Annotated in this window: 23 protein-coding genes; 11 read left to right on the top strand and 12 right to left on the bottom strand. The window is 59.6% G+C overall.

Annotated elements, in window-relative coordinates:
- The 6 genes from AABE20_RS03595 to pnuC form a co-directional block, all read left to right on the top strand.
- Nucleotides 1-186, top strand: a 186-nt coding sequence (locus tag AABE20_RS03595; protein WP_338331839.1) for an ExbD/TolR family protein, incomplete at its 5' end; no start/stop codon positions are given.
- A 223-nt stretch (nucleotides 187-409) separates the two neighbouring features.
- Entirely contained in the window at nucleotides 410-817 is a 408-nt protein-coding gene (locus tag AABE20_RS03590; RefSeq protein ID WP_338331838.1) for a hypothetical protein, read from the top strand.
- Between the two features lie 165 nt (nucleotides 818-982).
- A complete protein-coding gene (locus AABE20_RS03585) occupies nucleotides 983-1,420 on the top strand; it encodes a hypothetical protein (protein ID WP_338331883.1) in 438 nt (145 codons plus the stop codon).
- 141 nt (nucleotides 1,421-1,561) lie between these two features.
- Complete coding sequence (locus AABE20_RS03580) at nucleotides 1,562-3,835, top strand: TonB-dependent receptor (RefSeq protein ID WP_338331882.1); 2,274 nt, start codon at nucleotides 1,562-1,564, stop codon at nucleotides 3,833-3,835.
- A gap of 2 nt (nucleotides 3,836-3,837) precedes the next feature.
- Nucleotides 3,838-5,001, top strand: coding sequence for a phosphotransferase enzyme family protein (locus AABE20_RS03575; protein WP_338331837.1), 1,164 nt, complete (start codon nucleotides 3,838-3,840; stop codon nucleotides 4,999-5,001).
- Nucleotides 4,998-5,573 carry a nicotinamide riboside transporter PnuC gene (pnuC, locus tag AABE20_RS03570; protein WP_338331836.1) on the top strand — a complete coding sequence of 192 codons (576 nt, stop codon included), beginning with the start codon at nucleotides 4,998-5,000 and terminating at the stop codon, nucleotides 5,571-5,573. Before AABE20_RS03575 ends, pnuC begins: the two co-directional genes overlap by 4 nt.
- On the opposite strand, the gene purU is transcribed toward pnuC, so the two are convergent.
- Nucleotides 5,560-6,405 carry a formyltetrahydrofolate deformylase gene (purU, locus tag AABE20_RS03565; RefSeq protein WP_338331835.1) on the bottom strand — a complete coding sequence of 282 codons (846 nt, stop codon included), beginning with the start codon at nucleotides 6,403-6,405 and terminating at the stop codon, nucleotides 5,560-5,562. The two genes, pnuC and purU, sit on opposite strands and share 14 nt — an antisense overlap.
- Before the next feature lie 519 nt (nucleotides 6,406-6,924).
- On the opposite strand from purU, the gene AABE20_RS03560 reads away from it, so the two are divergent.
- Together AABE20_RS03560 and AABE20_RS03555 are read left to right on the top strand one after the other, a co-directional pair.
- Nucleotides 6,925-7,383: an Rrf2 family transcriptional regulator gene (locus tag AABE20_RS03560; RefSeq protein ID WP_338331834.1), complete on the top strand. Its 459-nt coding sequence runs from the start codon at nucleotides 6,925-6,927 to the stop codon at nucleotides 7,381-7,383.
- A gap of 140 nt (nucleotides 7,384-7,523) precedes the next feature.
- Complete coding sequence (locus AABE20_RS03555) at nucleotides 7,524-8,297, top strand: SDR family NAD(P)-dependent oxidoreductase (protein ID WP_338331833.1); 774 nt, start codon at nucleotides 7,524-7,526, stop codon at nucleotides 8,295-8,297.
- A 136-nt stretch (nucleotides 8,298-8,433) separates the two neighbouring features.
- On the opposite strand, the gene AABE20_RS03550 is transcribed toward AABE20_RS03555, so the two are convergent.
- The 5 genes from AABE20_RS03550 to AABE20_RS03530 form a co-directional block, all read right to left on the bottom strand.
- Nucleotides 8,434-8,817, bottom strand: a complete 384-nt coding sequence (locus tag AABE20_RS03550) for a VOC family protein (RefSeq protein ID WP_338331832.1) — start codon at nucleotides 8,815-8,817, stop codon at nucleotides 8,434-8,436.
- A 70-nt stretch (nucleotides 8,818-8,887) separates the two neighbouring features.
- Nucleotides 8,888-9,712, bottom strand: coding sequence for a ferritin-like domain-containing protein (locus AABE20_RS03545; RefSeq protein ID WP_338331831.1), 825 nt, complete (start codon nucleotides 9,710-9,712; stop codon nucleotides 8,888-8,890).
- A gap of 363 nt (nucleotides 9,713-10,075) precedes the next feature.
- Nucleotides 10,076-10,507, bottom strand: coding sequence for an acyl-CoA thioesterase (locus tag AABE20_RS03540; protein ID WP_338331830.1), 432 nt, complete (start codon nucleotides 10,505-10,507; stop codon nucleotides 10,076-10,078).
- A 167-nt stretch (nucleotides 10,508-10,674) separates the two neighbouring features.
- Complete coding sequence (locus AABE20_RS03535) at nucleotides 10,675-11,829, bottom strand: energy transducer TonB (protein ID WP_338331829.1); 1,155 nt, start codon at nucleotides 11,827-11,829, stop codon at nucleotides 10,675-10,677.
- Nucleotides 11,830-12,004: 175 nt separating this feature from the next.
- Nucleotides 12,005-14,050, bottom strand: coding sequence for a M13 family metallopeptidase (locus AABE20_RS03530; protein WP_338331881.1), 2,046 nt, complete (start codon nucleotides 14,048-14,050; stop codon nucleotides 12,005-12,007).
- Between the two features lie 285 nt (nucleotides 14,051-14,335).
- Here AABE20_RS03530 and AABE20_RS03525 point away from each other — a divergent pair, with 285 nt between their 5' ends.
- Both AABE20_RS03525 and AABE20_RS03520 read left to right on the top strand, forming a co-directional pair.
- A complete protein-coding gene (locus tag AABE20_RS03525; RefSeq protein ID WP_408740643.1) occupies nucleotides 14,336-16,831 on the top strand; it encodes a TonB-dependent receptor in 2,496 nt (831 codons plus the stop codon).
- Nucleotides 16,832-16,895: 64 nt separating this feature from the next.
- The gene (locus tag AABE20_RS03520) at nucleotides 16,896-17,720 is read left to right on the top strand and encodes an alpha/beta fold hydrolase (protein WP_338331828.1); all 825 of its coding nucleotides are present in this window, start codon (nucleotides 16,896-16,898) and stop codon (nucleotides 17,718-17,720) included.
- Between the two features lie 66 nt (nucleotides 17,721-17,786).
- On the opposite strand, the gene AABE20_RS03515 is transcribed toward AABE20_RS03520, so the two are convergent.
- From AABE20_RS03515 to AABE20_RS03490, 6 genes are all read right to left on the bottom strand, one after another.
- Nucleotides 17,787-19,070 carry an NAD(P)/FAD-dependent oxidoreductase gene (locus AABE20_RS03515; RefSeq protein ID WP_338331827.1) on the bottom strand — a complete coding sequence of 428 codons (1,284 nt, stop codon included), beginning with the start codon at nucleotides 19,068-19,070 and terminating at the stop codon, nucleotides 17,787-17,789.
- Nucleotides 19,071-19,175: 105 nt separating this feature from the next.
- A complete protein-coding gene (locus AABE20_RS03510; RefSeq protein WP_338331826.1) occupies nucleotides 19,176-20,237 on the bottom strand; it encodes a WD40 repeat domain-containing protein in 1,062 nt (353 codons plus the stop codon).
- Nucleotides 20,234-21,241 carry a CobW family GTP-binding protein gene (locus AABE20_RS03505; RefSeq protein WP_338331825.1) on the bottom strand — a complete coding sequence of 336 codons (1,008 nt, stop codon included), beginning with the start codon at nucleotides 21,239-21,241 and terminating at the stop codon, nucleotides 20,234-20,236. The genes AABE20_RS03510 and AABE20_RS03505 overlap by 4 nt, the downstream gene beginning before the upstream one ends.
- Before the next feature lie 118 nt (nucleotides 21,242-21,359).
- Complete coding sequence (locus tag AABE20_RS03500; protein ID WP_338331824.1) at nucleotides 21,360-22,736, bottom strand: chloride channel protein; 1,377 nt, start codon at nucleotides 22,734-22,736, stop codon at nucleotides 21,360-21,362.
- Nucleotides 22,737-22,832: 96 nt separating this feature from the next.
- Complete coding sequence (locus AABE20_RS03495; protein WP_338331823.1) at nucleotides 22,833-23,789, bottom strand: cation diffusion facilitator family transporter; 957 nt, start codon at nucleotides 23,787-23,789, stop codon at nucleotides 22,833-22,835.
- A gap of 18 nt (nucleotides 23,790-23,807) precedes the next feature.
- Nucleotides 23,808-24,875 (bottom strand): cation diffusion facilitator family transporter, encoded by a 1,068-nt coding sequence (locus AABE20_RS03490; protein ID WP_338331822.1) that lies wholly within the window; start codon nucleotides 24,873-24,875, stop codon nucleotides 23,808-23,810.
- 216 nt (nucleotides 24,876-25,091) lie between these two features.
- Here AABE20_RS03490 and AABE20_RS03485 point away from each other — a divergent pair, with 216 nt between their 5' ends.
- Nucleotides 25,092-26,744 carry an NAD(P)/FAD-dependent oxidoreductase gene (locus AABE20_RS03485; RefSeq protein ID WP_338331821.1) on the top strand — a complete coding sequence of 551 codons (1,653 nt, stop codon included), beginning with the start codon at nucleotides 25,092-25,094 and terminating at the stop codon, nucleotides 26,742-26,744.
- Nucleotides 26,745-26,851: the final 107 nt, after the last annotated feature.

Raw genomic sequence — 26,851 nt, 5'->3', positions numbered from 1 at the left:
AACAGCGAGGACGAGCTACAGGCCCACCTGCGCGAGATTGCGTCCGCGCAGCCCAAACCGGAATTCCACATCCAGCCCAACCGGCTGGCGGACTACAAGACTGTCGTCCATGTCATGGCCGATGCACAACGCCTCGGTGTGACACAGATGGGCATCGTCGGGCAGGAACAGTTCGTCGATCAGTAAAAGTGGGTCAATCTTGGATAAAAAAACGGGCGTGCCAACAGGCGCGCCCGTTTTTTTTATGCCCGGTCCGCGGGCCTTTTTGCGTTTGGGCCGCGCCCAGAAATCATGAAAATAACATCATGGCGAAAATGTTTGCAGTGTAGGGTGCACAGCAGGGAACTCGGGGTCCTTGTCCGGCGTATGGCACGAGTAGGGCAGGGTTGCATAAAGGGAGCGGAAGATTATGCGCCGGATGGGGGGAGTGCTGGCGGTGGCTGTGTTGTTGTGGGGGCATGCAGGGTACGCACAGGCCTACCAGCGCACTGTTCATTTTCGCACGCAGGGGGATGAAGCAACCGTTGCAGGCACGGTCGAGGGGGACGAGGTCGTGCAGTACAAGGTGCCAGCCAAAGTTGGGCAGTTTTTGCTTGTTGGAGGGCATGCAAAAAGTGCGCGCGTTAGCTTTTGGGTCCGCGATCCCGGCGGGGCGGAGGTTTATAACAGCAAGGTGCAAAATGCGGCCTATGTTGGCAGGCCCGAGCAGGATGGGACTTACGTTGTGGGGGTGTTTTTGCGCAAGGCCGATGCCGCACGCGGGCAAGCGGCATTTTTTCGGCTACGGTTCCTGCTCAAGCTTTTACCAGAAGGTTAAGTGCCGGGCTGTTGGGTGCGCGCAAGCTTGTGGGCACATATCCGCCTGATGCAGGCAACCGTGCTGCCCGCTGTGATTGGCGGACAAGGGGGCTGGAGTATGTTACAGCGCACGCGGCAGTGTCGGCTGCTCCTGTTTGCGCAGCGTAACGGAAGAAGAGACCCCATGAAAAAACCCGAAGTAATTGCTAAGTCCCTTATTGCGCGGATTAATGTGGCCGTTGCAGTCAAAATGACCATGCTGTTTGGCAGCATCTGGTGCGTTTATGCATTTTTTGTTTTCTCTCTGGTTCCGGTTCTTGTGCCGCAGTGGCAGAACACGCTGCTCTATATTAGCAACTGTATTCAGTTGGTTGCTTTGCCCGCCCTTATGGTGGGGAGCGCTGTGCTCAGTCAGGGGGCGGACCAGCGGGCATCGGAAGACCATGCCGCCTTGCTGGAAATTCTGTCCGATGTGCGTGAAGAACTCGCGGATCTGAAGGATAAAACAGCAGGGATTGCGCGTGATACAACAGAAGCCCTGCAACGCCCCGCAGTTACGGATGTGTCCATTTCCGACCAGACCATTGTGCTGGGGGATAAATCTGGCGAGGATGAAAACTAAATCCGTTTCATGCGCTATACTCCCACATGCGTTGGTGCGAGCATGAAGGGAAGGTGTGCGCTGGAGAAGGGTTTCAAAGGGTATCAGACCTTGCGGGGCGTGTGGGTGTGTTATGGGGTGTCCGCCGTTCTGGGGGGCGTTATGGCCAGCCCCGCACTGGCGGAAAAATCCGTGCAGGCAGGCAGGGCGAAGGTCGTGACCGTGCATGCCAACCCCGCCCACCTGCCCGCAGGTGGAGGGCTGATCCGCCCTGTGTCCGACCCACAGGCCCAGAGTATGGTCAATGCCGACTATATTGCCCGCCAGACCCCTTCTGCAACGGCGTTTGACCTTGTGGCCCAGTTGCCGGGCGCTACGGTCAGTGGCTCGGACCCGTTCGGATTTTCTCCACAAACCAATATGACTGTGCGTGGGATGAATGGGGATGCCATAGGCTACGTGCTTGAAGGCATGCCCTTGAATGACATTGCCTATTACACAGGTTACCCCAGCCAGTTCGCCGATAGCGAGAATTACGAAACCATAAGCCTGCAACAAGGTGCGCCAGATCTGGATAGCCCGGTTCTGAACGCTGCGGGCGGGTTGATGAAGCTACGGTTCCAGACTCCGGCGGACAAAGCTGGGGGGATGTTTGATACGTCTTATGGGTCGTATAATACCAACCGCCAGTTCCTGCGGCTTGAAAGTGGTGAAATAGCCCATACCGGCCTGCGGGGGTTTGTCTCCTACTCTCATGGGGCAACGGATAACTGGCGTGGTCCGGGGCGGGATGAGCGGCAGCATGTGGACTTTAAGCTGCTCAAAACATGGGGGCAGAATAGTCATGCCGCTTTGCTCGGGTCATGGAATCAGGCGATAGACAGCTATTACCCGCAGGTTACAAAAGACGCATGGCAGGCCGATGGCATACATGGGGCCAATAACCTTGCCGCCCATTACAATGCGGGGAACGCCGTAGGCGGCACGGATTACTGGCGTCTTGCCCGCCAGCCCGAGCGTACTTTGTACATGGCCGCTCCGTTAAACCTTAATTTGACCAATGGGCTGGACCTTAGGGTCACGCCTTATGCGCAGGGGGCGTATGGCAACGCGCCGGGGGGCATGCAACTGCCAACCACGGGGTTGTTCAATGGCACAGAAGCGGTGCAGCTTGACCCGGCTCTGGCCAATACGCCGGGTGGGTATATGTCCGTGCGGGCGGACTATACGCAGCGTAGCTATCGTTCAGGCTTTACGGCCGCACTGGACTGGAAGCGTGGCCTTAATGATCTGATCATGGGCTACTGGTACGATTATGGGGATGACACGGAAAAACAGACGTTTTCCACATTGGATGCATCGGGGTCTGGTGGGTCCATATGGGGGGGCAGCCCCTTGCGCACGTCTGGTGGACAGGCGTTATGGGGGGCAAATAACCACACCATCTCCCAGACCAATGCCCTGTTTATAGGCGACCGGCTGACTTTGCTGCATGAGAGGCTGTTACTCAGTGCGGGGTTTAAGGAAGTTATGTTCTCCCGCACGGGTACAAACGCCATGCCGGGCAGTACTTACCACATGGGCACCAACACGGCTGTGCCGCTGCCTCGCCTTGGGGCCAGATTCCAGATAACAGCACATCATCAGGTCTTTTTTAACGCCACAACCAATTTCCGCACCCCCGCGGAAACAGCGTTGTATGATGTGTACGACCCGACCAGTGGCGCCGTGGAGCAAAAAGGTACGGGAAACCTGAAGAACGAATACTCCATTGCCGAAGAACTGGGCTACCGTTACGCCGATGACCTTGTTGTGGGCGGGCTAACCCTGTTCAACTACAATTTTACAAACCGGCAGGTTTCCACCCTTGTTATGCTGAATGGCGCGCCGGTGCAGTCCACCATCAATGCGGGCGGGCAGACCACACGCGGGGTGGATGTGGAGGTGGGGCTAAAGCCGTGGCACCACATAAGCCCCTATCTTTCGGGTGAATATCTGCACTCCACGATTGATAACGATCTGTCTTCAGGAACAGAGGTTTTGCCAACGCGGGGGAAACGTTCGGTCCGCACCCCCACGTTGCAGGCTGCGGCTGGGCTGACCTATGACGATGGGCATTTTTTTGGTGTGATGACGGTCAAATACACCGGCCACCAATATGCGACTTTTATGAATGACGAGCGCATGCCCTCCCACGTAACGGGTAATCTGGCGCTGGGCTACCGTATGAAAGATGTTTCCGTACTGCACGCGCCACAGTTCCGCATGAACTTTATCAATATTACCAACCAGCACTATCTGTCTGGTGTTGCCGATCCAACCCTTGCCGCCCATGATACGGTGGGGCAGCATGGTGGTGTGGTTTCGGGGGAGGCGCCCGATTATTACATTGGTGGTGGTTTTGCCGCCCTGTTTACCGCCTCCACCGGTTTTTAGGCATGAGTGCGGGAGCTTTGGCCCAGTTTGGGGTGCATGGTGTGCAGGGCAAGCGGGATTGGCCATGCCTGACATTGGAGGAAACCCGATATGTTCTGGGGTTTTTTCATAAGCTGCCCCCAGCCGAGCATGTGGCGTGGCACAGTATGCGCCCGTTTTCCGCTCTGGGGCGTGTGCGGCTGGCAGGGCAGGGGGAATGTCTGCTCAAACGCCACCATGTTGCATTGCGCTGTGTAACATGGCTGGAGGAAGAACACGCTTTTATCAATCATCTGGCAGGGCTTGGGGTTGCGGTCTGCCCGCCGCTGGTTCTGCCTGATGGCCATACCGCATTAACGGTAGGGGAGTGGACATACGAGGTTTTTCCACCCGCGCATGGGTGCGACCTTTACCGGGATGTCATGTCGTGGCAGCCGTATTTTTCGGCACGGCAGGCTTTTGGGGCTGGTGTTGCTCTGGGCAGGCTACACGTGGCCGCCGCCAGCTTTGCCGCTCCCGCGCGGGGTGGGGGGCAGGTGGTGCCGCTCCTTTCGGGCCTGCGGGTTGTCGGCCAGCCACATTTTTTGCCAGCCCTGCAACGCTGGGTGGCCCGTCAGCCACATTTACTCTCCGCTCTGGCCCCCCGTGACTGGGTGGGGGATGTTGCGGCGGTTCTGGCCCCTTTCCACCAAAAGCTGCAACCACTTTTGCCCCATATTATCCCCGCATGGGGGCATGGGGACTGGCACGGCTCCAACCTGTTTTGGAACACCGATGATGTCAGCACGGTTTTGGACTTTGGCATGGCGGACCGGACCTGCGCCCCTTTTGATCTGGCAGTAGCACTGGAGCGTGCTGTGGTGGACTGGCTGGCCCTGCCTGCCCCGCAGGTGGTTGCATGGGAACAGGTGGACGCCCTGCTGGCGGGCTACCAGTCCGTGCGTCCGCTGAGCGATCTGGAATGTGCGCAGGTTGTGGCTTTTCTACCCCTTGTGCATGTGGAGTTTGCCTTGTCCGAGGTCGGGTACTTTGCCGGGTTGGTGGATGACCCGCCATCGGCCGAGGTTGCCTATACGGATTACCTGCTTGGCCATGGGCGCTGGTTTGCTTTTGGGGAGGGGCGCACTCTTCTGGCCCGCCTGCCTGCCATGCTCCGCAAAGCCAGAGGCCGCCGGGGGGCGGAATGAACGCGCTGGAATGGGTGGCGGCACTGGCCAGCGCCCTTGGGGTCTGGCTAACGGGGCAGCGGTTGGTGGCGTGCTGGCCTGTTCTTGTTGGGGCGTCCATTCTGTATGGCGTGGTGTTTGTGCGCGCAGCCTTGTACGCGGATGCCGCCTTGCAGGGCGTTTTTGTTGTTCTCTCTGTTTATGGCTGGTGGCAATGGCTCCGTGGCGTGCGGGCCGAGGGGCATGTGCGGGTGGCGCTTGCGCCCTCGGCTGCCCGGTTGTGGTGGCATATGGGGGGCACAGGGGTTGCGGGTATGGGCCTTGCGCTGGCCTTGCGGCAGTGGACGGATGACCCAACCCCCATGGGAGATGCCCTGCTGAGTGCATACAGCATTCTGGCGCAGTTCTGGGGCGCGCGCCGTTACCGGCAGAGCTGGCTGCTCTGGGGCGTTGTGGACGGGTTGTATACCGCGTTGTTCATGGAGCGCGCCTTGTGGGTTACCGCAGTGCTTTACGCAGCTTTTGTGGGGCTGGCGGTCCGGGGCTGGCAAAAATGGGGAGCACCTGCCACCGGGTGTGTCAGGAAAAAATAATAGTGCGGTGGCCGTTCAGCATCACCCGGTGTTCGGTATGCAGCTTGACCGCCCGCGCAAGCACCTGCGATTCCACCCCCCGGCCCGTGGCAATATAGTCATCGGGGGAGAGGTTGTGGCTGACCCGAGCGGTTTCCTGCTCAATAATGGGGCCTTCATCCAGATCGGCGGTAACGTAATGTGCGGTTGCCCCGATCAGCTTGACACCACGGGCATAGGCCTGATGGTAGGGGCGCGCGCCTTTGAAGGAAGGCAGGAAGGAGTGGTGGATGTTAATAATCCGCCCACTAAACTGCGCGCTCAGGCTATCTGAGAGAACCTGCATGTAACGGGCCAGCACAATCAGGTCCGCCTGAGTGGTGTGCACAAGCTCCCTCAGCTTGTCTTCCTGCTCGGTTTTGTTCTGCGGATTGACTGGCCAGTAGTAGTAAGGCACCCCGGCTTGGCGGGCCGTGGCCTCGCTGTCGGGGTGGTTGGAGACAATGGCCACAATTTCAGCCCGCAACCAGCCGACACGCACCTGATACAGCAGGTTGAGCAAGGCGTGGTCAAAGCGGGAGACCATAATAATCATGCGTGGCAACACGGCTGCGTCATGCAGGCGCATGTTCATGCCAAACTCTTCGGCCACGGGGGCAAGGCAGGCTTTTATGTTCGCCATACCGTTGGCTGTGGGGGTAAAAAAAGCCAGCCGCATGAACAGTTGACCCGTACTGCGGTCACTGAACTGGTGGGTCTCTGTAATATCGGCTCCCTGCCGGGCCAGAGCCGAGGTCACGCTGGCCACAATGCCAGCCTTGTCCGGGCAGGAAAAAGTAAGAATGAACTGCATGAGGCTCTGTTTGCTCCTCGGGCCTGAAAAGGGATGACGCACGTAGTGTGCCAGCCGTTTGTGCCTGTGTGCAATCGGGTGAAGGGTATGGCCGCGTGGTTTTTGCGCCCGATCACGCTCTTGGCAGGCTGTGGATGAATTGCAACACACCGACTCGTTGTTGCGGTAAGAGGTCAAGAGGGTTTGGTGTCATAAAAGCTTAAAAAAGCTATAAACCGCAGGAAACAGACATTTTTTATACTATTCTGGCAAAGTCGCGGCTAAGCTTATCCACAATTCAGGGGGACGGATTGCGGGAAAACCCTGTGGATAGTTTTGTGGAAGGCAGGCGGGTGCATATGTTTCGTCGTCTTTCTGCATTTGTTCCTTATTACGCTGGTTTGTGCGCGTGGCAGTGGAGGTGGGTTCGCATTTTATAAAAACCATGCCAGTTAGGCGGCGTTTAGGGGTGGCCCTGTCAGCCCCGGCGTGGCTTAGCCCGTGCCACTTCCACAACCCGCTGGAGCACATTTTTTTGTTATGCGTCTGACTTTGTATACCGACTACGCGCTACGCACCCTGCTCTACCTGGCTGTAAACACGGACAGGCGTGTTTCCATACGCGAGGTGGCCCAGACTTACGGCATTTCTGAAAATCATCTGGTCAAGATCATTCACCATCTGGGGCGTGGCGGGTTCGTGCAGACACAAAGGGGGCGCGGCGGCGGGCTTACACTGGGCCGCCCGGCGGAGGAGATCTGTGTGGGAGATGTGGTGCGCCACACGGAGGAGGATATGGCGCTGGTTAGCTGCATGGCCCGTAATGGGGATGAGGCAGCGCCCTGCCTGCTCTCGGGTGGGTGCCGCCTGCGCGGTGTGCTGGGGAGCGCGCTGGACGCGTTTATGGGCGTGCTGGACAAGGCCACTTTGGCGGATCTGCTGCAACCCTATGAACGCCGGACACTGGCACAGGCGGCGGCCCCAAAGCCCCAGCCCTGACCCACCCCCCTGCGTGCGCTGTGGTTCCAGCAAAGGCCGTCATACGTTTGTGTGCGGGTAAAAGCTGAGCGCGGTGTTGGTTATGCCAGCACACTGGCATAGGCTGTTGGCGGAATTCTGGCAGGGATGGAGACAGATCAATGGCACAAAAGTTCAAGGTTGCACTGGTTACCGGGGCTACGGCCGGGTTTGGGCATGCCATAGCCCTACGGCTTGTGCGCGAGGGATACCGGGTTATTGCAACAGGTCGCAGGCAGGAGCGGCTGGAGGCTCTGGCAGGGCAGGTGGAGGCTGGGCGTATTTTGCCCTTCCGGCTGGATATGACCGACCTGTCTGCCATACGTGCTCTGCCACAGAGTCTGCCGCAGGACTGGCAGGCGGTCGATGTGCTGGTCAATAATGCCGGGTTGGCGCTGGGGCTGGAAAAAGCATGGCAAACCACGCCACAGGACTGGGAGACCATGATCGCCACCAACGTAACCGGGCTTGTGGAAATCACACGTGCCCTCTTACCCGGCATGGTCTCCCGCAATAGCGGGCATGTTGTGTCCTTGGGGAGCACGGCTGGCACATACCCCTACCCCGGTGCCAATGTGTATGGGGCCACAAAAGCATTTGTGGACCAGTTCATGCGTAATCTGCGCAGCGACCTGCTGGGCAGGCAGGTCAGGGCGACCACCATTGCGCCGGGTCTGTGTGGGGGGAGTGAGTTCAGTCAGGTCCGTCTGGGCGATCAGGGCAAGGCTGCTGCCGTGTACGAGGGTACAGCCCCCCTGTTGCCTGATGACATAGCCGAAACCGTGGCTTGGGTGCTGGGGTTGCCAGCGCATGTGAACATCAACCACGTGGAAATGATGCCAACCTGTCAGGCATCCGCCGGGCTGGCGGTGGACCGCACCATGCTGGGGTCCTAGTGTGTAAGGCTATTTTTTAATGCGCCGGACCAGACAGGCCCCCATAAAAGGGGGAGCTTTGTCTGGTCCGGTTTAGTTTTGCCCCTGCTCCACAAAAACGGATGAGCATTCTGGTGGAGCAGTGCGCGCAGGCCGGTTAGGCAGGCACTTTACAGGCAATACACAGCTTGTTGCCATCCGGGTCGCGCAGGTAGGCAAGGTAGAGGGGACCAACGGGGGTCTGGCGCACGCCGGGCGGATTTTCAATGGCTTTGCCACCGTTTTCCACACCGGCTTTGTGCCATGCATCGGCCATGGCGGGGGTTTCGGCCTGAAAGCTGATTGTGCCGCCATTGGCCGGAGTGGCAGGCTTGCCATCCAGCGGAGGTGTTACAATAAACCGGGCCTCATGCTTGCCATAGGAAATGCGGCCTGTGGCGCTGATTTCTGCCGGAGGGATGTTCAGGGCAGCAAAAACGGCATCGTAGAATTTTTTAGAGCGGGCAATATCGTTAGTACCCACCATGATGTGCGTGAACATGGTCTGTCTGTTCTCCAGCGGTTGGAACGGACAGAGGATGACCCGCTCGCCCGCCCGCTGCAAGCCCCGCTCAGCTTATGTCCGCAATGCGTGCAAACCGTTGCTGCCGCCGGATGAACAGTTTTTCCGAAATACGAAACGCCACATTCTGCAACCAGCTATGGGGGGGCAGGCCAATAATCTTGAACACCATGGTGGTTACCCGGCGCAGGTGCTGGGGCCGGTAGGTGCGCATGGCCCGCACCATATAGGCCGCAATGCAGCGCGTATGGTCATAAGGCTGGTCTGGCGGGATGTTGGTTGTGTAGTAGGCGGAGGCCAGTTCATCATCCTCCGTTTCCGTCACACGGCCCAGTGCAATGCGGATGCGCCGCCAGAGCCCAATGTTCTCGCGGCGCAGGTAACGGTGCATATGGTCATAAAACAGCTTGAAATGCCGGAACTCGTCAGCCGCAATCTGCTTGCACAGGGCCTTGAGCACGGGTTCATCCGTGGTGTCCGCCAGTGCGGAATAAAAAGAGGATGTGCCGGTTTCCACCATGCAGCGCGCGATGAGTTCCCCGGTCATGGACCCACGCACGGACTGGTCAACATCAAGCGGGATTTTGTAAAAATCACGGTAACGCTGGAAGGCGGCTGTGTAGTCCCATGTTGGGTCGGCCAGCATGGCCCAGCGGCCTAGCGCGTCCCCGTGCTGGATTTCTTCTTCCGCCCAGTGGTTGGCCGCCGCGCAAAAGTCCGGGTCGTTCCGAAAAACATTGTTGAGGTATAGCGCATAGTCCACGCTGTTGCGTTCCACAACGGCGGCAGCCTTAATGGCGGGGATCAGCTCCGGGTCAACTTTGGAGGGATCAAACCGATCCCATGGCAGTTGATCAATCTGCCAGTGTTTCATATGCCGACCTCCCTGTTACGCCAAACCCATAGCCCCCCGGCAAGGATCGGTCCGCCCGAAGAGTGCGGGGGGACGATACGTAGGGAAGCTGGCGGGCTTTATTAAACCATATGACGTGCTGGCAAAACGGTGCGTGACAAAAAAGTACACTGCTCGCCCCAAGTGCCGCACATCTTGCCTGGGTCTGTTCCAAACGCAAGGTCAGCGGCTCCAGCTTATATATGGCACGGCTGGAGCATATACTGGAACAGGGAAAGTAGGGGCAGGCGGCAGATGCGGTGTTGCTGAGCGTGGCGCTCCTGTCAGGCCGGTTGGCTGTTGTCTGGCGGTTGTTCTGGAGCCGCCCTGCCTTTGGCGGGTTGGTCAGGCTTTTTCGCAGTTGGCGGCGGGGAGTGTGTCTTCAAACGGGGGGAGGGCGCGGGGGCGGCGTTTGTCGTCAAGGGCGACAAAAATGAACTCCCCTTCCGTTACCTTGGAGGTAATGTGGGTGTGGCGCGCCCTGCGCCATGTTTCCACATGAATGGTCAGGGATGTGCGCCCCGAGCGGATGATTCTGGTGTAGATGCTTACCTCATCCCCCACCACAACGGGTTCGAGAAAAACAAGGCTGTTGATCGCAACAGTCACGCACCGGCCATTGGCCCGGAATGCAGCCGTTGTGCCCGCGGCAAGATCCATCTGCGAGACAATCCACCCACCAAACACGTCCCCTGCGGGGTTGGTGTCGGTCGGCATGGCCACAACGCGGATTGTGGGCACGCCCGGCGGCAGATCGGAGCTGGATGAACGTGGCATCGCAAGTATGTCCTTAACTCTTTTCGGGGCCGTATGGGGCGGCGTAAGCAGGGTTATAAGATTAAGCAGAATTACACTGAGGATACCTCCTCAGTTTTGTGTGATCTACATGCTGCCTTCACACACCAGCTACGAATAATCAACACGCAGCGGCGTTAACGGCATGCCTAGTTGCGGATCAGGATGTAATTCACTGTTACGTCAAAGTTGATGTATTTGTCCTTCATGTCCGGTGGCACGGGGGGCAACTGCGCGCCTTGGAACATGCCAATGGTCGAAGCATCCAGCGCCTCGGTCGAAGACCCGGTTTCGAACACTTTGAACACATGGCCCGAGCGGTCCAGAATAACATGGACAGACGTGCTGCCTTCCTCTCCCCGTTCTGCGGCGTCGGGGGGGTAGTACAGGTGGCGCTGGATCCATGCATCAATTTCCGCACCGTAGTCGCTGCTCACGCCATGCACGCTTGTGCGTGAGGCATAGTGGGCGTTCAACTGCCCGTTTTCCACCATGGGACCAATGGACAGGTCCAGCGGGGCGGACGACCCGCCGGGGCGGCCACGGGTGGTGCGGCGCGGGGCCGGGGCCTCGTTAAACGAATAGTCCATCGGGTGTTGGAGCAGGGACTGAAGGCTTTTGGGCGACTGCTGGGTTGGGCGTGGCGTTGCGCGGCTGGGCTGCCGGGTTGTGGGTTTGTGCTGGGTTGTTTGCGTTTTCTGGGGTGTGGTTTTGGGTTTGGGCAGACCATCATCGGACTTGGCAAGGGGGGGCACGTCCGGTGCGGCTTCACTTGGCTCGGGTGGGGCTGTCTGGGTATCTGGCTGCTGTTCCGCCGGAGGGGGAGGGGCTGCCTGTGGTGCGGCATTGCCACCGCCTGCATCGGGCGAGTGGGGGCCAACCATACCGGTGGACGGTGTGGGCTGGGAAAAAACCATTTCCACCGAGGAAGACTGGCTGGACTGGGGCGAACCCGTCTGCCCGTGGTGGGTCGCCTGATAAAGAAGTGCCGCCAGCAAAAGGAAATGCGCAAGGGCCGAGGCGGTAAAGACCGGGCCTAATGTGGGGTCGGCGTACACATCCTTGCGGATCAGTGGGGTGGAGGAGCCACGCATTGCGCTGCCCGGTGGCCTGGGCACGGGCATGAACGGGAAGAGCCGTGGCCTTTGCCCGGCAGTATCCTCCGTGCTGGCCGGGGCAGTGGTGGTGGCGGAGTACGCGGGGTGCAGGCGTGGCTCCTGCCTGCCGGACAGGGGGGCGCTCTGGCCTGTGGAGGAACTGCGCTGATCGACCATGGACTGCCCGAGTTCTCCCTTGCCCCGCATGAGTATGGTGTGCGTGGGTATAGCCCACTTGCCCGCTATTTTGCCATTGCTCAAGCCCCTGTGCCACAGAGAACTTCAAATATAGGTCTGTTGTATGCAATGGGGCGGATTATAAAAACCGCCAATGGCAATGGCCCGGTGTGTAAGGCAGTCCGTGCCGCCGGGCCAGAGGATTCTACCAGATTTTAACACGCTGTTGTGGAGGCAGGTACAGTTTGTCCTGCGGCTGTACGCTCCATGCATCGTACCATGCGTCAATATTATGCATGGGTAGGTTCACACGCGCTTCGGGCGGGGAGTGGGGGTCTGTGACCACAAGCCTGCGAATGGTTTCCTCCCGCAGTTTTTCGCGCCAGACCTGTGCCCAGCCCAAAAAGACGCGCTGTTCACCGCTCAACCCATCCACCACGGGGGCGGGTTTGCCATCGAGCGAGGCATGGTAGGCATCGAGCGCTAAGGTCAGCCCGCCCAGATCGGCAATGTTTTCGCCCATGGTCAGCTTGCCGTTTACATGCACACCCGGCAGCACCTCAAACGCATCATACTGTGCGCCCAAACGGTCCGCCAGCTTTTGGAACCGTTCCGCATCGTCCTTGGTCCACCAGTCCCGCAGGCGACCGTGTTCGTCAAACTGGCGGCCTTCATCATCAAAGGAGTGGGTCATTTCGTGGCCGATCACACCACCAATGGCGCCGTAGTTCACGGCGGCATCGGCTTTGATGTTGAAGAACGGCGGCTGAAGAATGGCCGCAGGGAAGACAACCTGATCAAACAGCGGGTTATTGTATGCGTTAACCGTTTGCGGGGTCATGTCCCATTCGTTGCGGTCCACGGGCTTGTCCAGCCGGTCCAGCCAGTAATGCCATTCAAAGGCCACGCCGTTGCGGGCATTGCCGTACACATCGCCTTTTTTAACGGCAAGGCCTGCGTAGTCGCGCCACCGGTTGGGGTAGCCGACCTGAATTTCAAAGTTTTCCAGCTTGCGGAGTGCGGCCTCCTTGGTGGCAGCACTCATCCAGCTATTGTTTTGCAACCGGACCCTGAAGGCATTCTTCAGGTCGGTGGTCAGTTTTTGCATGACAACCCGGTTTTCGGGTGGGAAGTAGCGTTGCACGTAAACCTTGCCCAGCGCCATACCCATGGCGGCGCTGGTGGCCTGTACGCCACGCTTCCACCGTGCGGTCAGGGTTGGCTGGCCTGTAAGAGCTTTGGTGAACACAAAGCGGGCCTGTTCAAAGCTGTCTGGCAGGTAGGTGGTGGCGTTTTCTACCAGATGGAAGGCAAGCCATGCGCGCAGGGTGTCCATATCGGTTGCGGCCAGCAGCCGGGCCTCACCCGTAATGGCGGAGGGTTCGCCTACAATCAGGTTCCGTTTGTCCATGTCCTGCGCGGGCAGGCCAGAGGCGCTGAGCCATGCTGGCCAGTCAAAACCCGGCGCCTTTGTGCTCAGTTCCGCCAGTGTCATGGGGTTGTAGGTTTTTTGTGGGTCGCGCAGGTCCGCGCGGGGCCAGTGGACTTCGGCCAGTTTGCTTTCAAAAATAACAATGGCGGCAGCGGCCTTGGCGGGTTCGGACCAGCCTGCCAGCGTGAGCGCTTTTTCAATATACGTCTGGTAGGCCGCTTTTTTGGCGGCAAAAACGGGCTTCAGGTAGTAGTCCCGGTCCGGCAGCCCCAGCCCGGCCTGGTCAAGCGTTAACGCATAGCGTGTGGGGTCTTTGGCGTCCGGGTTGATCCCAAGGGAGAAAGGACCAAACTGGAACGAGTCCACGGCCGTGCCGCTCAGGGCTGCAAAACCCGCCATGTCCTTTATGGCCCGAATGGCGTCCATATCCTGCGCAAGGGGCTGTGTGCCAAGGCGTTCCACCTCGGCTGCGTCCATGTAGGAGGCGTAAAACGTGCCCAGTTTTTCTTCCGTGGTGCGGGGAGATGCCACCGGGTGGGCGGACAGGTCGTTCAGAATGTCCTGCACCCGTGTGCGGGAGAGTTCGGCCAGCGCGTTGAACGGACCATAGCTGGTCATGTCCGAGGGAATTTTCAGGTGGTCCAGATACGTGCCATTGGCGTAGCGGAAAAAATTGTTCCCCGGCACCACCGCCAGATCACGCCCGGCAAGGTCCACGCCCCACGGGCCAAAGTTGCCCTGCGCTGTTGGGGCTGTGGTTTGTGTTGCGGCATGGGACTGCCCGGCCAGACTGCCCACGCCCACAATGGCGGACAGCATGAGGGCATGGCGGAAAATGGCACGCAGGGACAGGTCTGGCACAGGGGAACTCCGGTTCTTTATTATAATTGCGGATATGACGGATTGCTGGCCGCCTTATTTAAGGCAAAACACAAGGTGAGCACTCACCTTAGCCAGCTTGGCGTGGCCTGCCTACCCTCTTGTGGGCGGAGGTTTTCTTAAAAAAAACCTTATGGATGGGGAGGGGTCTTTTAGGCCCGAACGTGCATGAATGATCCGGCTAAGGGTTAAAAATAAGAGGGATTTGGGTGAACAGCCTTGCACATGGGGGGCTGTTTCCGTCATGAGAGAGCCAGCCCTGCCGGGGGAGCATGGCTGGCGCGGTTGAGTGGTGGCGCATTGGTGGTGGAGGAGCGGACTATTTTCGGGCAGCAAGCATACGGCCTTCCTCTGGTCGCGCAAACCAGCCGAAGTGGCCTTGAACGCTGGCAGCTTATGCTGTGCTGCGTCAGCCTGATCCCGCTCAGCCTGCTTGGCGCGCCCTTTGCACAGGCGCAGAATACGGCTTCTGGTCCAGCCCCAGCCCCAGCCCCAGCCCCAGCCCCAGCCCCAGTTAAACCGGGAATGTTCCCTGCCGCGCCTGCCAAGGTTGCGCGGGCCAAGCCCCCGGTTGTTGCCCATGCCGTAACCCATGTGGATGTGGGGGCGCACCGGTCCGATTTTGCGTTTCCCTCCGCCCAGCATGAGCCGGACGCCACAACACATCTGAGTGCTGAATTGTTGCGGAACAGGGATGTCACCACCCTGCGTGGGCTGGAGCATGTGGCTCCTAACCTGACCATGCAGAGCATCAACGGCACGGCATCGACCAATTTTTACCTGCGTGGCGCCGGGTTTAACGATTTTACGCAGAACAACATGCCCCCTGTTCTGACGTATATGGATGACGTGGCCTACGCCTACCCCACCATGAGCAACGGGCTGATGTTTGATCTGGCAGATGCGGCGGTGGACCCGGGGCCGGTGGGCACCAAACATGGTCAGTCCACTACGGGGGGAGAGGTGCGCCTGCGCACAAATGACCCGACCACCACATGGCATTACGGGGGGATGGAGGATATTGCCTCCTACGCCCGCAGCCGGAGCGAGGCCTATGTGTCCGGGCCGCTGGCCAAGGGCTGGAGTTTCCGGCTTGCAGGGCAGACGCGCCAAGGCGGGGGGTGGCAGTACAACCCGACCAATGGCGCGCATCTGGGGGATGCGGACCTGTGGGCCATACGTGGCAAGCTGCGCTGGCAACCCAATGACCGCACCACCATCCAGCTTGGTGGCCATTTTGTGCAAGATAACAGTCAGGTTGTAACCGCGGTGCCCGTTCACAGGCTGATCGGTTCACAGGCACTACCGGGTTTTGGGCTGGGGCGGCAGGCTGAGTGGTCCATGCGGCCAGAGTTTGCCAAGCTTGTCGGGCGTGGCGCTGGGCTAAAACCCAGCGAGCACAACCAGTACTGGGGGGTAGACCTGCGGCTGATCCATGACTTTGGACCTGCCACCTTTACCGCCATTAGCGCGTTCGAGACCGAACGTCAGGGTGAATACACGGATCAGGATGGAACCGCCCTTTCTCAGGCGGATACGTACCGTACCATAGACGCCAACGTGTTTACGCAGGAAGCCCGGTTGAACGGGGCTGCCCTGCATGGCCGCCTGAGCTGGGTTGTGGGGGCCTATTACCAGCGCAGTCGTATGAACCAGCGCTTTTTCTTTGACTACACGGATTACACCGCCCGCAAATACATGATGGCCACAGCCTTTGGCATGGATCAGGAGAGTGTTTCCGAGTTTGGGAATGTCAGCTACCGCCTGCCGCATAATGTAACAATCTGGGCAGGGCTTTTGCATGAGCTGGATGACCGGGGCATAACCGGCCTGACCTCCCATATATTTGGCGGCACGACCCGAAGCTTTACCCCCGAGAGCACGGCAGCCAACCAGTTTGCAGGGCAGGTTGGGGTTTCGTGGCAGTTTGTGCCGCAGGCCATGCTGTATTACAAAATGAGCAAGGGCTTTAAGCCCGGCGGGTTTAGCGCCAACAACACACAGGTGCAGGCCCAGCTTGACCCGTTTAAGCCCGAAACAGTTCTGACCTATGAGCTGGGTCTTAAATCAGACCCGGTGCCGGGGCGGCTGCGCCTGAACGGGGCTGCATTTTACAACGATTTTCATGACCAGCAGGTCATTGGCACTGTTCTGATCCCCAATTATGGGCCGTTGAGCGAAATTACCAATGCGCCAAAGTCTCAGAGCTGGGGGTTTGAGGCAACTTTGGAAGCCCACCCCTTTGGTCATCTGTTTTTAATGCAGAATATTGGCTGGCAGCGGGGGGATTTTCAGAATTTCCCCAATGTGGACCGGGCCGCAACCAACGCCTATTATAAAGCCCATAATCAATGGAAAGCCATAGAGCGCAACTTTAGCGGGGTGGATAATGGTTCCCCCAAACTCACCCTGAATGGCGATGCCACATGGCGGCAGCCCATGCCCATGGGTTACAGGCTGGATTTTGGTCCAGACTGGCAATACAGGGGCAGTCAGGCCATTACCGTGGGGGGAACAGGGTTTTACCGTCTGCCGCCCTATTTTCTGCTCGGGGCGCACGCAACCCTGCATTCCCCCTCCCAGTTGTGGGATATAACGGTCTATGGCCGTAATCTGCTGGACCGGCGTTATGCGGAAAGTGGGGGCATGGCCACCACCACCTATTTTTATATTCCCGGAGAGCCGCGTTTTATTGGTGGCCGCATTGCCTGCCATTTTTAGCGGCTAAAACAAAGCGCATGCGTGCAATCTGGCCGCATGGGTGCAAAACGGGCATGATGGCGCCATGACCAAACAGGATGTTCAAACACAATCCTTCCAACTCCGGTTGGGGGCGCAGGCCGTGCATGTCCGCCAGATGGGTGGCGGGGCGGGGCTGCCACTACTTTTGGTACATGGCTTTGGGGGCAGTGTAACCAACTGGCAGCTTACCCAGCAGGTGCAGGCGACAAACCGGCGGGTTATTGCGTTTGACCTGCCCGGCCATGGCCAGTCCTCCGCCTTGGCTCAGGCCCCAACATTGGAGCATCTGGCGCAGGTTACCCGCCTTGTGCTGGAGGGGCTGGGGGTTAGCAAAGCCCATATTCTGGGGCACTCCCTTGGGGGAGGAATTGCGCTGTCCTTGCTCCAGAGTGCGCCTGCACAGGTTGCCAGCCTGTCCCTGCTGGCTCCGGCAGGGCTTGGGCGGGCGGTGAACATGGCGTTCATTACCAGCTTTGTGGAGGCCAGTACCGTAGCGGACATGGCCGCCGCCATGGCCATGGCTGTGTATGACCCCAAGCTGATCGGGCGCAAGGTTGCGGAGTTTCTGGTCGCAGCCCGTGCCATGCCCGGTGCGCGGGCGGCATTGCGCGCCATTGCACAGACCTGTTTTCCCAATGGGCAGCAGGCGAATGATCTGCGCCCGGTTTTGCAAAACTCCCCAGGTCCCATACAGATTTTATGGGGGGAGCAGGACCGGGTGCTACCCGCTCCGCAGGTGCTGGGGTTGTCCGCACACGTAACCCACCATTCTTTGCCCCGGACCGGCCATCTGCCCCATATTGAACAGGCCAGTACGGTTAATGCAATGGTAAGGGATTTTTTGTGTGCGTGCGAAAAACCTGCCTAAAAACCAACAGGTTTAACCGGTGCCGTATTCGCCCCTCCGCTTAAGGCTGGCGGAGGGGCGAATGGTTTAGTCCATACGCACGGGGGGGCGTACAAACCCGTCCAGCCAGTCTGTAAAGCAGGCAATGGCGCCCCGGATGGGGCCGTACAGTTCAAACTGATGCTGGCGGTACAGGGCCATATGCCCAAGGCGCGCACTCAGACCGTTCAAAAAACCACCGCCAAAGGTTTTGCCATCGGCAAAAGCCCCCCAGCCGTTATAATCCCCCAGAGCAACAATGGCGCCCCGGTTACGGAAGCGGAAGTCTGGCACAGGCTTGTTATTAAAGATGTAGCCCGGAAGGTAACGGGCCAGATGGTGCGCTTGCTGGCGCGCTACCTGCGCGGTGGGGGCAACTGGTGCATCCTTGATAAAGGAGCAGTCACCCAGCGCAAAAATATGTTCATCCACCGTGCTTTGCAAGCTGGGGCGCACGGTCAACTGGCCCCCACGCTCGTATTCCAGCCCGTCCATATCCCGCGTGACATCCGGCGCCTTAACGCCTGCGGCCCAAACCCGGAACTGCGCATTAACGCGGCTGCCATCCTTTAGGATAAACCCGTTCTCGTCCGCGCCACTCACCATGGTGTTGGTGCGGACCACAATGTTCAGGTCTTCAAGCTGTTTCTGGGCCGCGTCCGAGACATTCTGCGGGAAGGCGGGCAGAATGCGCGGTCCGGCTTCCAGCAGGGTTACGCGCATTTCCGGGGTGACTGGGGTAAAGTTGTACAATGCGCCAATATCGAGCGCTTTGTGCAGTTCAGCCGCAAGCTGCACGCCGGTGGCTCCCCCGCCAACAATGGCAATATCCACCGGGGTGCCGCGACCATAAGCCTGAATAATGGCATGGCGGAAACGTTCGTTAAAATTGTTGGCCTCCACCACGTTGTCGAGGAACATGCAGTGTTCCACAACGCCGGGGGTGCCAAAATCATTGGCGCGGCTGCCAATGGCAAACACCACGGCATCATAGTCCAGATGCCGTTCTTCCAGCAGAAGCTGGTTGTTTTCTTCCATCAGCGGGGCAAGCGTTATGCGCCTGTTGGCCCGGTCCAGATGCGCGATCTCGCCGTAGCAGAAGCGAAAGCCATGACCCGCAGCATGGGAGACGAACGTAATCCGGTCGTTTTCGTTCCGGGCGGTTCCTGCGGCAAAGCAGTGGAGCATGGGTTTCCAGACATGGCTGAACCCTTTGTCCACGAGCGTGATTTCCAGTTTGCCGGAGCGGCCGAGTGTGTTGCCCAGGCGGGTTGCCAGGGCCAGACCGGCAACGCCTCCACCAATAATCACGAGCCGGAACCTGTTCGTCATATCATTCCTGTCCTTTGTCTCTCCCTTTTGGCCTGAGGGAGAGGCTGTTTTGCGGTATGTATTCCCCCCCCCAATGGTCCAGCAAGGACCATGGGGGGGAGGTGTTCAGGTGGCGCTGGACAGATCCAGCAACCCGATCACCCCGTCTTGCGTGCCAAAGCCCAGCGTGCAGCCATCGGGGCTGTAAGCCAGCGCGGTTACCGCCCCGGCCTGCCCTAATGATACAGGAAGAACGCGCTGGGTCGTTGGCTCCATCATCACAACAGTGCCATTGGCAAAGCCTGCGGCCACAACTTCCTGCGAGGGATGGAAGGCAACGCGGGTGCACAGCGCACCGCCCGCGCCGGGCAGTTCCGCCGGGGGTTTGCCCATGGGACCACCACCAAAGAACGGCCACATGACCACCACATCCGCACCACTGGTGGCCAGCCATTTGCCATTGCTGGAAAAAGACATGGAGCGCACCTTGGTCGGGTAGCCACTCATGCGGATGTTGTGCCCATCCGCCAGCCGCCACCCGTGCAGGTCATTTTCCTGCATGGCGGTAATGACGGCCTCCCCACCCGGATGCATGGCAACGCCCAAATGGCTGCCTTTCCATTCCAGCAGACGCGCGCTGCCATCCTTGGACTGGGTGAACCAGAGCGACACACCATTATAATGCGATGCGGCAAGGCGCTTGCCCTTGGGGTCAAATGCAATGCCGCCCACTGTGGTGGGGTGCTCAAACGTGCGCACAACCGTGCGGCCCGTGGCGTCACGCAGTTCCACATTCTTGCCCGAAGCTGCGGCAATCAGGGCGGTTTTATCGCTTACAAATGTGGTAATATGTTCCACCCAGCGCCGCGTTTTGGCCAGTTCCTCAATTTCGCCCGCCGGGTCAAGGCGGCATAGGCGGCCATCGTCCCCCCCGGTCAAAAAGCTGTCGGCCAATGTGTCGGGAGAGAGGGCAAGCGCCGGCCCGTCATGCACGGCGTATGTTGCCCATGCATCGGGGGCGGTCAGGTCGTGCCGGTGGGCAATAACCACATCCCCTTCTCCCGTGGTAAAGGCAAAACGGCTGGAATCGCGCGAGGCCACACAGCCCGTAATTTCGCCCTCAACCTGCTTGTGGGCGCCACGTTTTTCAATCAGCCCGCGCAGAAGGGTCTCTTGTACCGCGCTCATGCTGCAATGCAGCTTTCAAGCCCACGGCGGAGCTGTGGTCTGTTCAGGTTGCGGCCAATAAACACCAGACGGCTCTCCCGCGGTTCGCCATCTTTCCATGGGCCAATGGCGTTGCCATCCGCCATCATATGCACGGCCTGAAAAGCAAAGCGCTCGGGCTGGCCCGCAAAGTCCAGAATACCTTTTGTGCGCAGCATATCCCCGCCTTTTTCCTGCAACAGCGCGCTGATCCACGCCTGAAAGCGCCCTGCATCCAATGGCTGTTTGAGGGTAAGGGACACGCTGGCAATGTCTTCCTCATGGTGGTGTTCTGCGTGTTCAAGGAACTCGGGCATGTTTTCCAGCACCCGGGCCAGATCAAACCCGCCACGGTCCATAACATCGGTCAGGCGGACATTGCCTTTTTTGGCGTGGTGAATGGGCGCAACCGCGTTAATTTTGCGAATGGCGTCTTCAATCAGGGTAATCTGGGCGGCGTCTACCAGATCGGTTTTGTTCAGAATGATCACATCGGCAAAGGCCACCTGCTCGCGCGCCTCGGGGCTTTCGGCCAGTGTGGTCAGGAAGTTGAAGGCGTCCACCACCGTGACCACGGCGTCCAGTCGGGCTTTTTCGCGCACGTCTTCATCGGCAAAAAAGGTCTGGGCTACGGGGGCGGGGTCGGCAAGGCCGGTGGTTTCCACAATCACGCCATCAAACTTGCCGCGCCGCTTCATCAGCCCGTTCAAAATACGGATCAGGTCGCCGCGTACGGTGCAGCAGATGCAGCCATTGTTCATTTCGAACACTTCTTCATCCGCATCCACCACCAGATCGTTGTCCACGCCCAGTTCGCCAAATTCGTTAATGACCACGGCGTATTTGCGCCCGTGTTCAGCGGTCAGGATGTGGTTGAGCAAGGTGGTTTTGCCCGCGCCCAAAAAGCCGGTCAGCACCGTAACGGGCACGCGGGTATCGGCTGCGCCTGCGGCAGCATTTTCCGGCGCGAGGGATGCGTCAGACATAGGGATAAGCCTCCAATTCAACAATCGTGCTTCTCATATAGGACGCCAGATTATGAGAAACCAGAGAGGTGCGGTCCTGTCAGGCCACAAAGGCGGGCCTGAAGGGGGCGCAAAATGCTCAGTTTCTGAGTGTGTCGGTGGCGGTTGCCAGCCGTTGGGTCTTTTGCTTGGGCGCTGCCGAGCGCAGGAACCGCACGGCAAGCGCGCCATAAAGGGCGTGGCTGCACAACGCGCGGGATACCCCAAAGGCCAGAAACGCACTGGCCAGCAGCGCGAGTGTGATCTGCTGGTTGTCGCACATTTCCATAACAATCACGGTGGCGGTCAGGGGGGATTGGGTGACGGCGGCAAAGTAGGCCACCGTGCCCAGAAGCACCACGGCCCCCGGCGTGGTGTGGGGCAGAAAATGCGCAATCCACCCCCCCATGCCCGCCCCAACGGAGAGTGATGGTGCAAACAGCCCACCGGGAATGCCCGAACAGTAGGAAATAAGGGTCGCCAGCAGTTTGAACAGAAAGAACGAAACCGGATACTGGTCCGAACCCATAATAATATCGCGCGCCTGCATGTAGCCTGTGCCATACGTCATCCCGCCTGAAAGCAGGCCAATAACGGCCAGAGCCAGCCCGCAAAGTGCGGCAAACAGAATGGGCCGCAGGCTGATAAACCGCCCGAACGCACCGGGAATCCCGCGTGAAATACGGACCAGCAGGGCTGAAAAAGTGCCCCCACTAACCCCGCCCAGCACCCCGCAGACAACCACGGCCAGCCAACTGGCCCCCACGGGCACGGCGGAATAGGTGTGACCAAAATAGGTGTAGTTCCCCACAAGGGCGATGGCGGTCACGCCCGAAATAACAACACAGGTCAGCATGGTGCCACTTGTGCGCTGTTCAAACGAGTGGGCCAGTTCCTCAATCCCGAACACAATGCCTGCGAGCGGGGTATTAAAGGCGGCGGCAACCCCGGCGGCCCCCCCGGCTTTGATAAGGGCGCGCTGCTTGGTTACGTCGGTCAGGCCCGCAAGGCGGCCCACCGTATGCATGATGGAGGCCCCCACCTGCACGGTCGGTCCTTCACGCCCGATGGAAGCGCCCGAAAGCAGGCCAAGGCAGGTCAGGCAGATTTTGGCCAGTGCAATACGCAGGGCCAGAACCTTGTCCACAATGGTCATGTCATGCAGATGCATGCAGGCAATGGCTTGGGGAATACCGCTCCCCTGCGCCCCACGGAACCACGTGCGCGTCAGCCATGTGGACAAGGCCAGCCCAAGCGGGGTGACCAGCAGCATAAGCCAGGGGTTAATGTTCATAAGGGCGGTGCGCACATGGGCCGCCTTATCCGCAAGCCCGGCAAAGGCTACGGCGACCAGACCAACCATGGCCGCCCCCGACCAGTACATCAGCTTACGGCGCCAACTGACCGTGCCAGCCTTGGCGTGTTCACGCAGATGGCGCAGGGACTCTGCTGTGGGGATCACGCTCGCGGGGGGCATGAGGCATCTCTTGCATAAAAGAAAAAGGATGCGGCACAGTTTAACATTTCATGCGGCAGAAGAAAGACATTACCGCCTTTTATTACGATTTTCTGTTTATTTTTCTGCTGAAGAAGCAGAGCTGGCGGACAATGCTCCTGCTGGCGGTATGATCAGGGCCGTGCCATCGAGCTTGGCGCAGGTTTCTGGCTCTATGTGAATATGCACAAGCGTGCTGCCCATGTGCGCGCGCAGGGCGTGTTCAATACGGTCGCATATGTCATGGGCGTTTTTAACACTCATGCTGCCGGGGACGACCAGATGGAACTCAAGGAATGTCATGGCCCCCACAATACGGGTGCGGATGTCATGCGCCTGCATGGCTCCATACCCGTTGGTGCGGATGATCTGGCGGATTTCGCCCAGCGTCTGGGTGTCCGGGGCTTCGTCCATGAGTCCGGCAATGGAGTCCCGCATGACCTCCCAGCCCACACGCAGTACGTTGATCGCCACCAGCCCGGCCAGCACGGCATCCAGCTGCGGCCAGCCCAGCAGGGGAATGAGTGCGACACCAGCCACAAGGGCCACGCCCGTCCACACATCGGACAGAACATGCTGCCCGCCTGCGATCAGGGCAGGGGAGTGGCGGGCCTGCCCCGCGCGGAGCATAACCAGCCCCCAGCCCAGATTAACGCAGGTTGCCGCCCCGTTCAGGAGCAGGCCGTTCCATGGGGCCAGTGTGGGGTGGGGGTGCAGCCAGCCTTCCACTGCCTCGCGGCCAATAACAAAGGCGGTAATGACCACCAGTGTACCCTCGGCCACGGCAGAGAGGTACTCGGCCTTGTAATGGCCATAGGTATGGTTGTGGTCCGCCGGGCGCTCGGCCACACTTAAGGCCCATAACCCGCCAGCGGCGGCTACAACGTTGATAATGGTTTCTATGGCGTCTGCATGCAGGGCCACGCTGCCACTTACGGCAAAGGCCGCGTATTTGAGCGCGAGTGCAACAAGGCTGACAAACAGGCTGACAACGGCAATACCCTTGTTACTTCTGGGGAGCGGGAGTTCGGGCATGGTCTCTTGTTATGTGGGTTAGACGGTGTGCGGGTCGGACAGGTGGCAGGTGGGGCTGTAGGCCAGTGTTTCCATCTGTACCGTGGGGTGGGCAATGCCAAAGCGTTTGCGCAGGGTGGTTACAAGTGTGTCCAGCAAGCGGGTATCGCTCTCCCCATCGGTGGGGCAGGTGCTGCGGACCAGATGCACGGTCAGGGCGGTCTCAGTCGTGCTTATGGGCCAGATGTGCAGGTCATGCAGGTCGGCAACTCCGGGGGTGCCGCGCAAAAAGCTTTCCACTGCACTGGGGTCCACCTCCCGCGGGACGGCATCGAGCGCCATATCCAGCGAATCCCGCAACAGGGACCATGTGCTGAGCACCACAACAACCGAAATGGCAAGGCTTATGGCGGGGTCTATCCACGCAACATGGGTCAGCAGCACCAGCCCACCCGCCACCACAACGGCAAGGGAGGTCAGGGCATCGGCCATAAGGTGCAAAAAAGCCCCGCGAATGTTCAGGTCGCCTTTTTGCCCGGAGGCAAACAGCATGGCGGAAGCGCCGTTGACCACAATGCCAACCCCAGCAACCACCATCATGGTCATGCCCGCAACGGGGGTGGGGTTCATCAGCCGGTGGATGGCCTCCCACGCAACGCCGCCTGTGACCAGCATAAGAATAATGGCATTGGCCAATGCCGCCAGAATGGAAGAACGGCGCAACCCGTATGTAAAGCGCGCAGTCGGGCTTTTGCGCGAGAGATGCTCGGCCAGCCATGCCGCAGCCAGCGCCAGCACGTCTGACAGATTATGCCCCGCATCGGCAATGAGGGAGAGCGAATGGGCGTAAACACCCCAGACCGCCTCGGCCACCAGATAGAGAGTGTTGACCGCAATCCCTATGGCAAAGGCCGTGCCAAAGGAGGCTGGCGTATGCACATGGTGGTGGCCAAACCCATGTTTGTGCGCGCAGGCCGCCCCGCTACCTTCATGCTCATGCTCATGCTCATGCTCATGCTCATGCGAGCAGGGCGTGGCGTGCTGTGCATGGGTGGAACACCCCGAATGGTCTGCATGGTCATGCGTATGCGTGTCTGAGGTGGGCATGGGGCTGGCTGCTTTCATGAACAAAAAGGCCGTGGGAGCATGGTCCCCATTTTTGGGGCTTTGATCATATGTAGGGTGGGCGTGGGCGGAATAGAAGTGGAATATTCACCCACGGATCATGCGGCAGACGTTGCACGCCCAAGGGGTTCCAGAATAGGGAAGGAGGCAGAAGGCCTTTTTGCCCCTTATTGTAATCATACTGGATGAATACGCCCCATGCTCCGTCTGACTGAACTGCGGCTACCGCTGGACCACCCGCCCGAAGCACTGCGGCAGGCGATCTGTGACCGGCTGGGCATTGCTGCGGAGGCGCTTGAACACTTCAATGTGTTCAAGCGGGGGCATGATGCGCGCCGCCGGTCCGCCATCTGGCTTGTATACACCCTTGACTGCGCCGTGCGGGACGAGGCGGAGGTGCTGGCCCGGTACCGCAGCGCGCACCCCGGCAACACCCATGTGCAGGTCGCACCGGACATGGCATGGCACCCGCCTATTACCAATGGCGCAGCTCTTGCCGCGGCCGGGGGGTACAAACGCCCCCTTATTATTGGCGCTGGCCCGTGCGGGTTTATGGCGGCTCTCCTGCTTGCGCGTATGGGGCTGCGCCCGCTTCTGCTGGAGCGCGGCAAGGTTGTGCGCGAACGCACGGTGGACACGTTCGCCCTGTGGCGCCGCTCGGTGCTGACCCCGGAGAGCAACGTGCAGTTTGGGGAAGGGGGTGCTGGCACGTTTTCAGACGGCAAGCTGTACAGTCAGGTGCGGGACCCGCGCTTTCTGGGCCGCAAGGTGCTGGAGGAGTTTGTAAAGGCTGGTGCCCCGGAGGATATTCTGTATCTGGCGCACCCGCATATAGGCACGTTCCGGCTGGTTTCCATGGTTGAACATATTCGCCAGGAGGTGGAACAGGCCGGAGGGGAATACCGCTTTGGCGCACGGGTGGATGACCTGCTGCTCAACCCCACCACCCGCAAGGTGGAGGGTGTGCGCCTTGCCACGGGGGACGTGATTGCGGCGGACCACGTTGTGCTGGCCGTGGGCCACAGTGCGCGCGACACTTTTGGCATGCTGCAAAAACAGGGTGTGCGCATGCAGGCCAAACCCTTTTCCATGGGGGTACGGATCGAGCACCCGCAATCGGTTATTGATACGGCGCAGTTTGGCCCCAGTGCAGGAAATGAACAACTTGGTGCTGCCGAATACCGGCTGGTGCACCATGCCGCCAACGGGCGGGGTGTTTATTCCTTTTGCATGTGCCCCGGCGGCACGGTTGTGGCCGCCACTTCGGAAGAAGGGCAGGTGGTCACCAATGGCATGAGCCAGTATTCCCGCGCCGAGCGTAACGCCAACTCGGGCATGGTCGTGGAACTGCGGCCGGGCGAGGATTACCCCGATGACCCGCTGGCAGGCATTGCCTACCAGCGCCATTGGGAGCGACAGGCATTTCTGGCTGGTGGTGGGGATTACCGCGCCCCCGCCCAGCGTGTGGGGGATTTTCTGGCCGGGCGGCCTTCCACTGCATTGGGTGATGTGGTGCCTTCCTACAGGCCGGGGGTCACACCGGCTGACCTGTCTACCTGCCTGCCGGATTTTGTGGTGGAAGCCCTGCGTGAGGCGCTGCCACGGTTTGATCGCAAGCTGCGCGGTTTTGCCATGGATGATGCGGTGATGACCGGGGTGGAAACCCGCACCTCCTCCCCCATTCGCGTGCCACGGGGGGAGAACGGCCAGTCGGTTAACACGCCGGGCCTGTACCCTGCGGGGGAAGGGGCGGGGTATGCCGGAGGTATTCTGTCCGCCGCCATGGACGGCATTCGCATGGCCGAGGCGGTCGCGCTGGATATGGCGGGGCTGCCGGTCACACTGGGGTAAGGGCACGCCAGATGCGGGTTTTGCAGCCCGCCTGCTGGTGCTTCTGACCTGTGGGCAGGGTGGCGGGGGGAATGGATATGGCTCCCCTGCCTGCTGTTGGCCCGCAG

The sequence above is a fragment of the Acetobacter zythi genome (assembly GCF_963921165.1).
GTDB lineage: Bacteria > Pseudomonadota > Alphaproteobacteria > Acetobacterales > Acetobacteraceae > Acetobacter.
The sequence above is the reverse complement of the archived record's forward strand: the minus strand, read 5'-3'. Positions and strand labels throughout refer to the sequence as shown.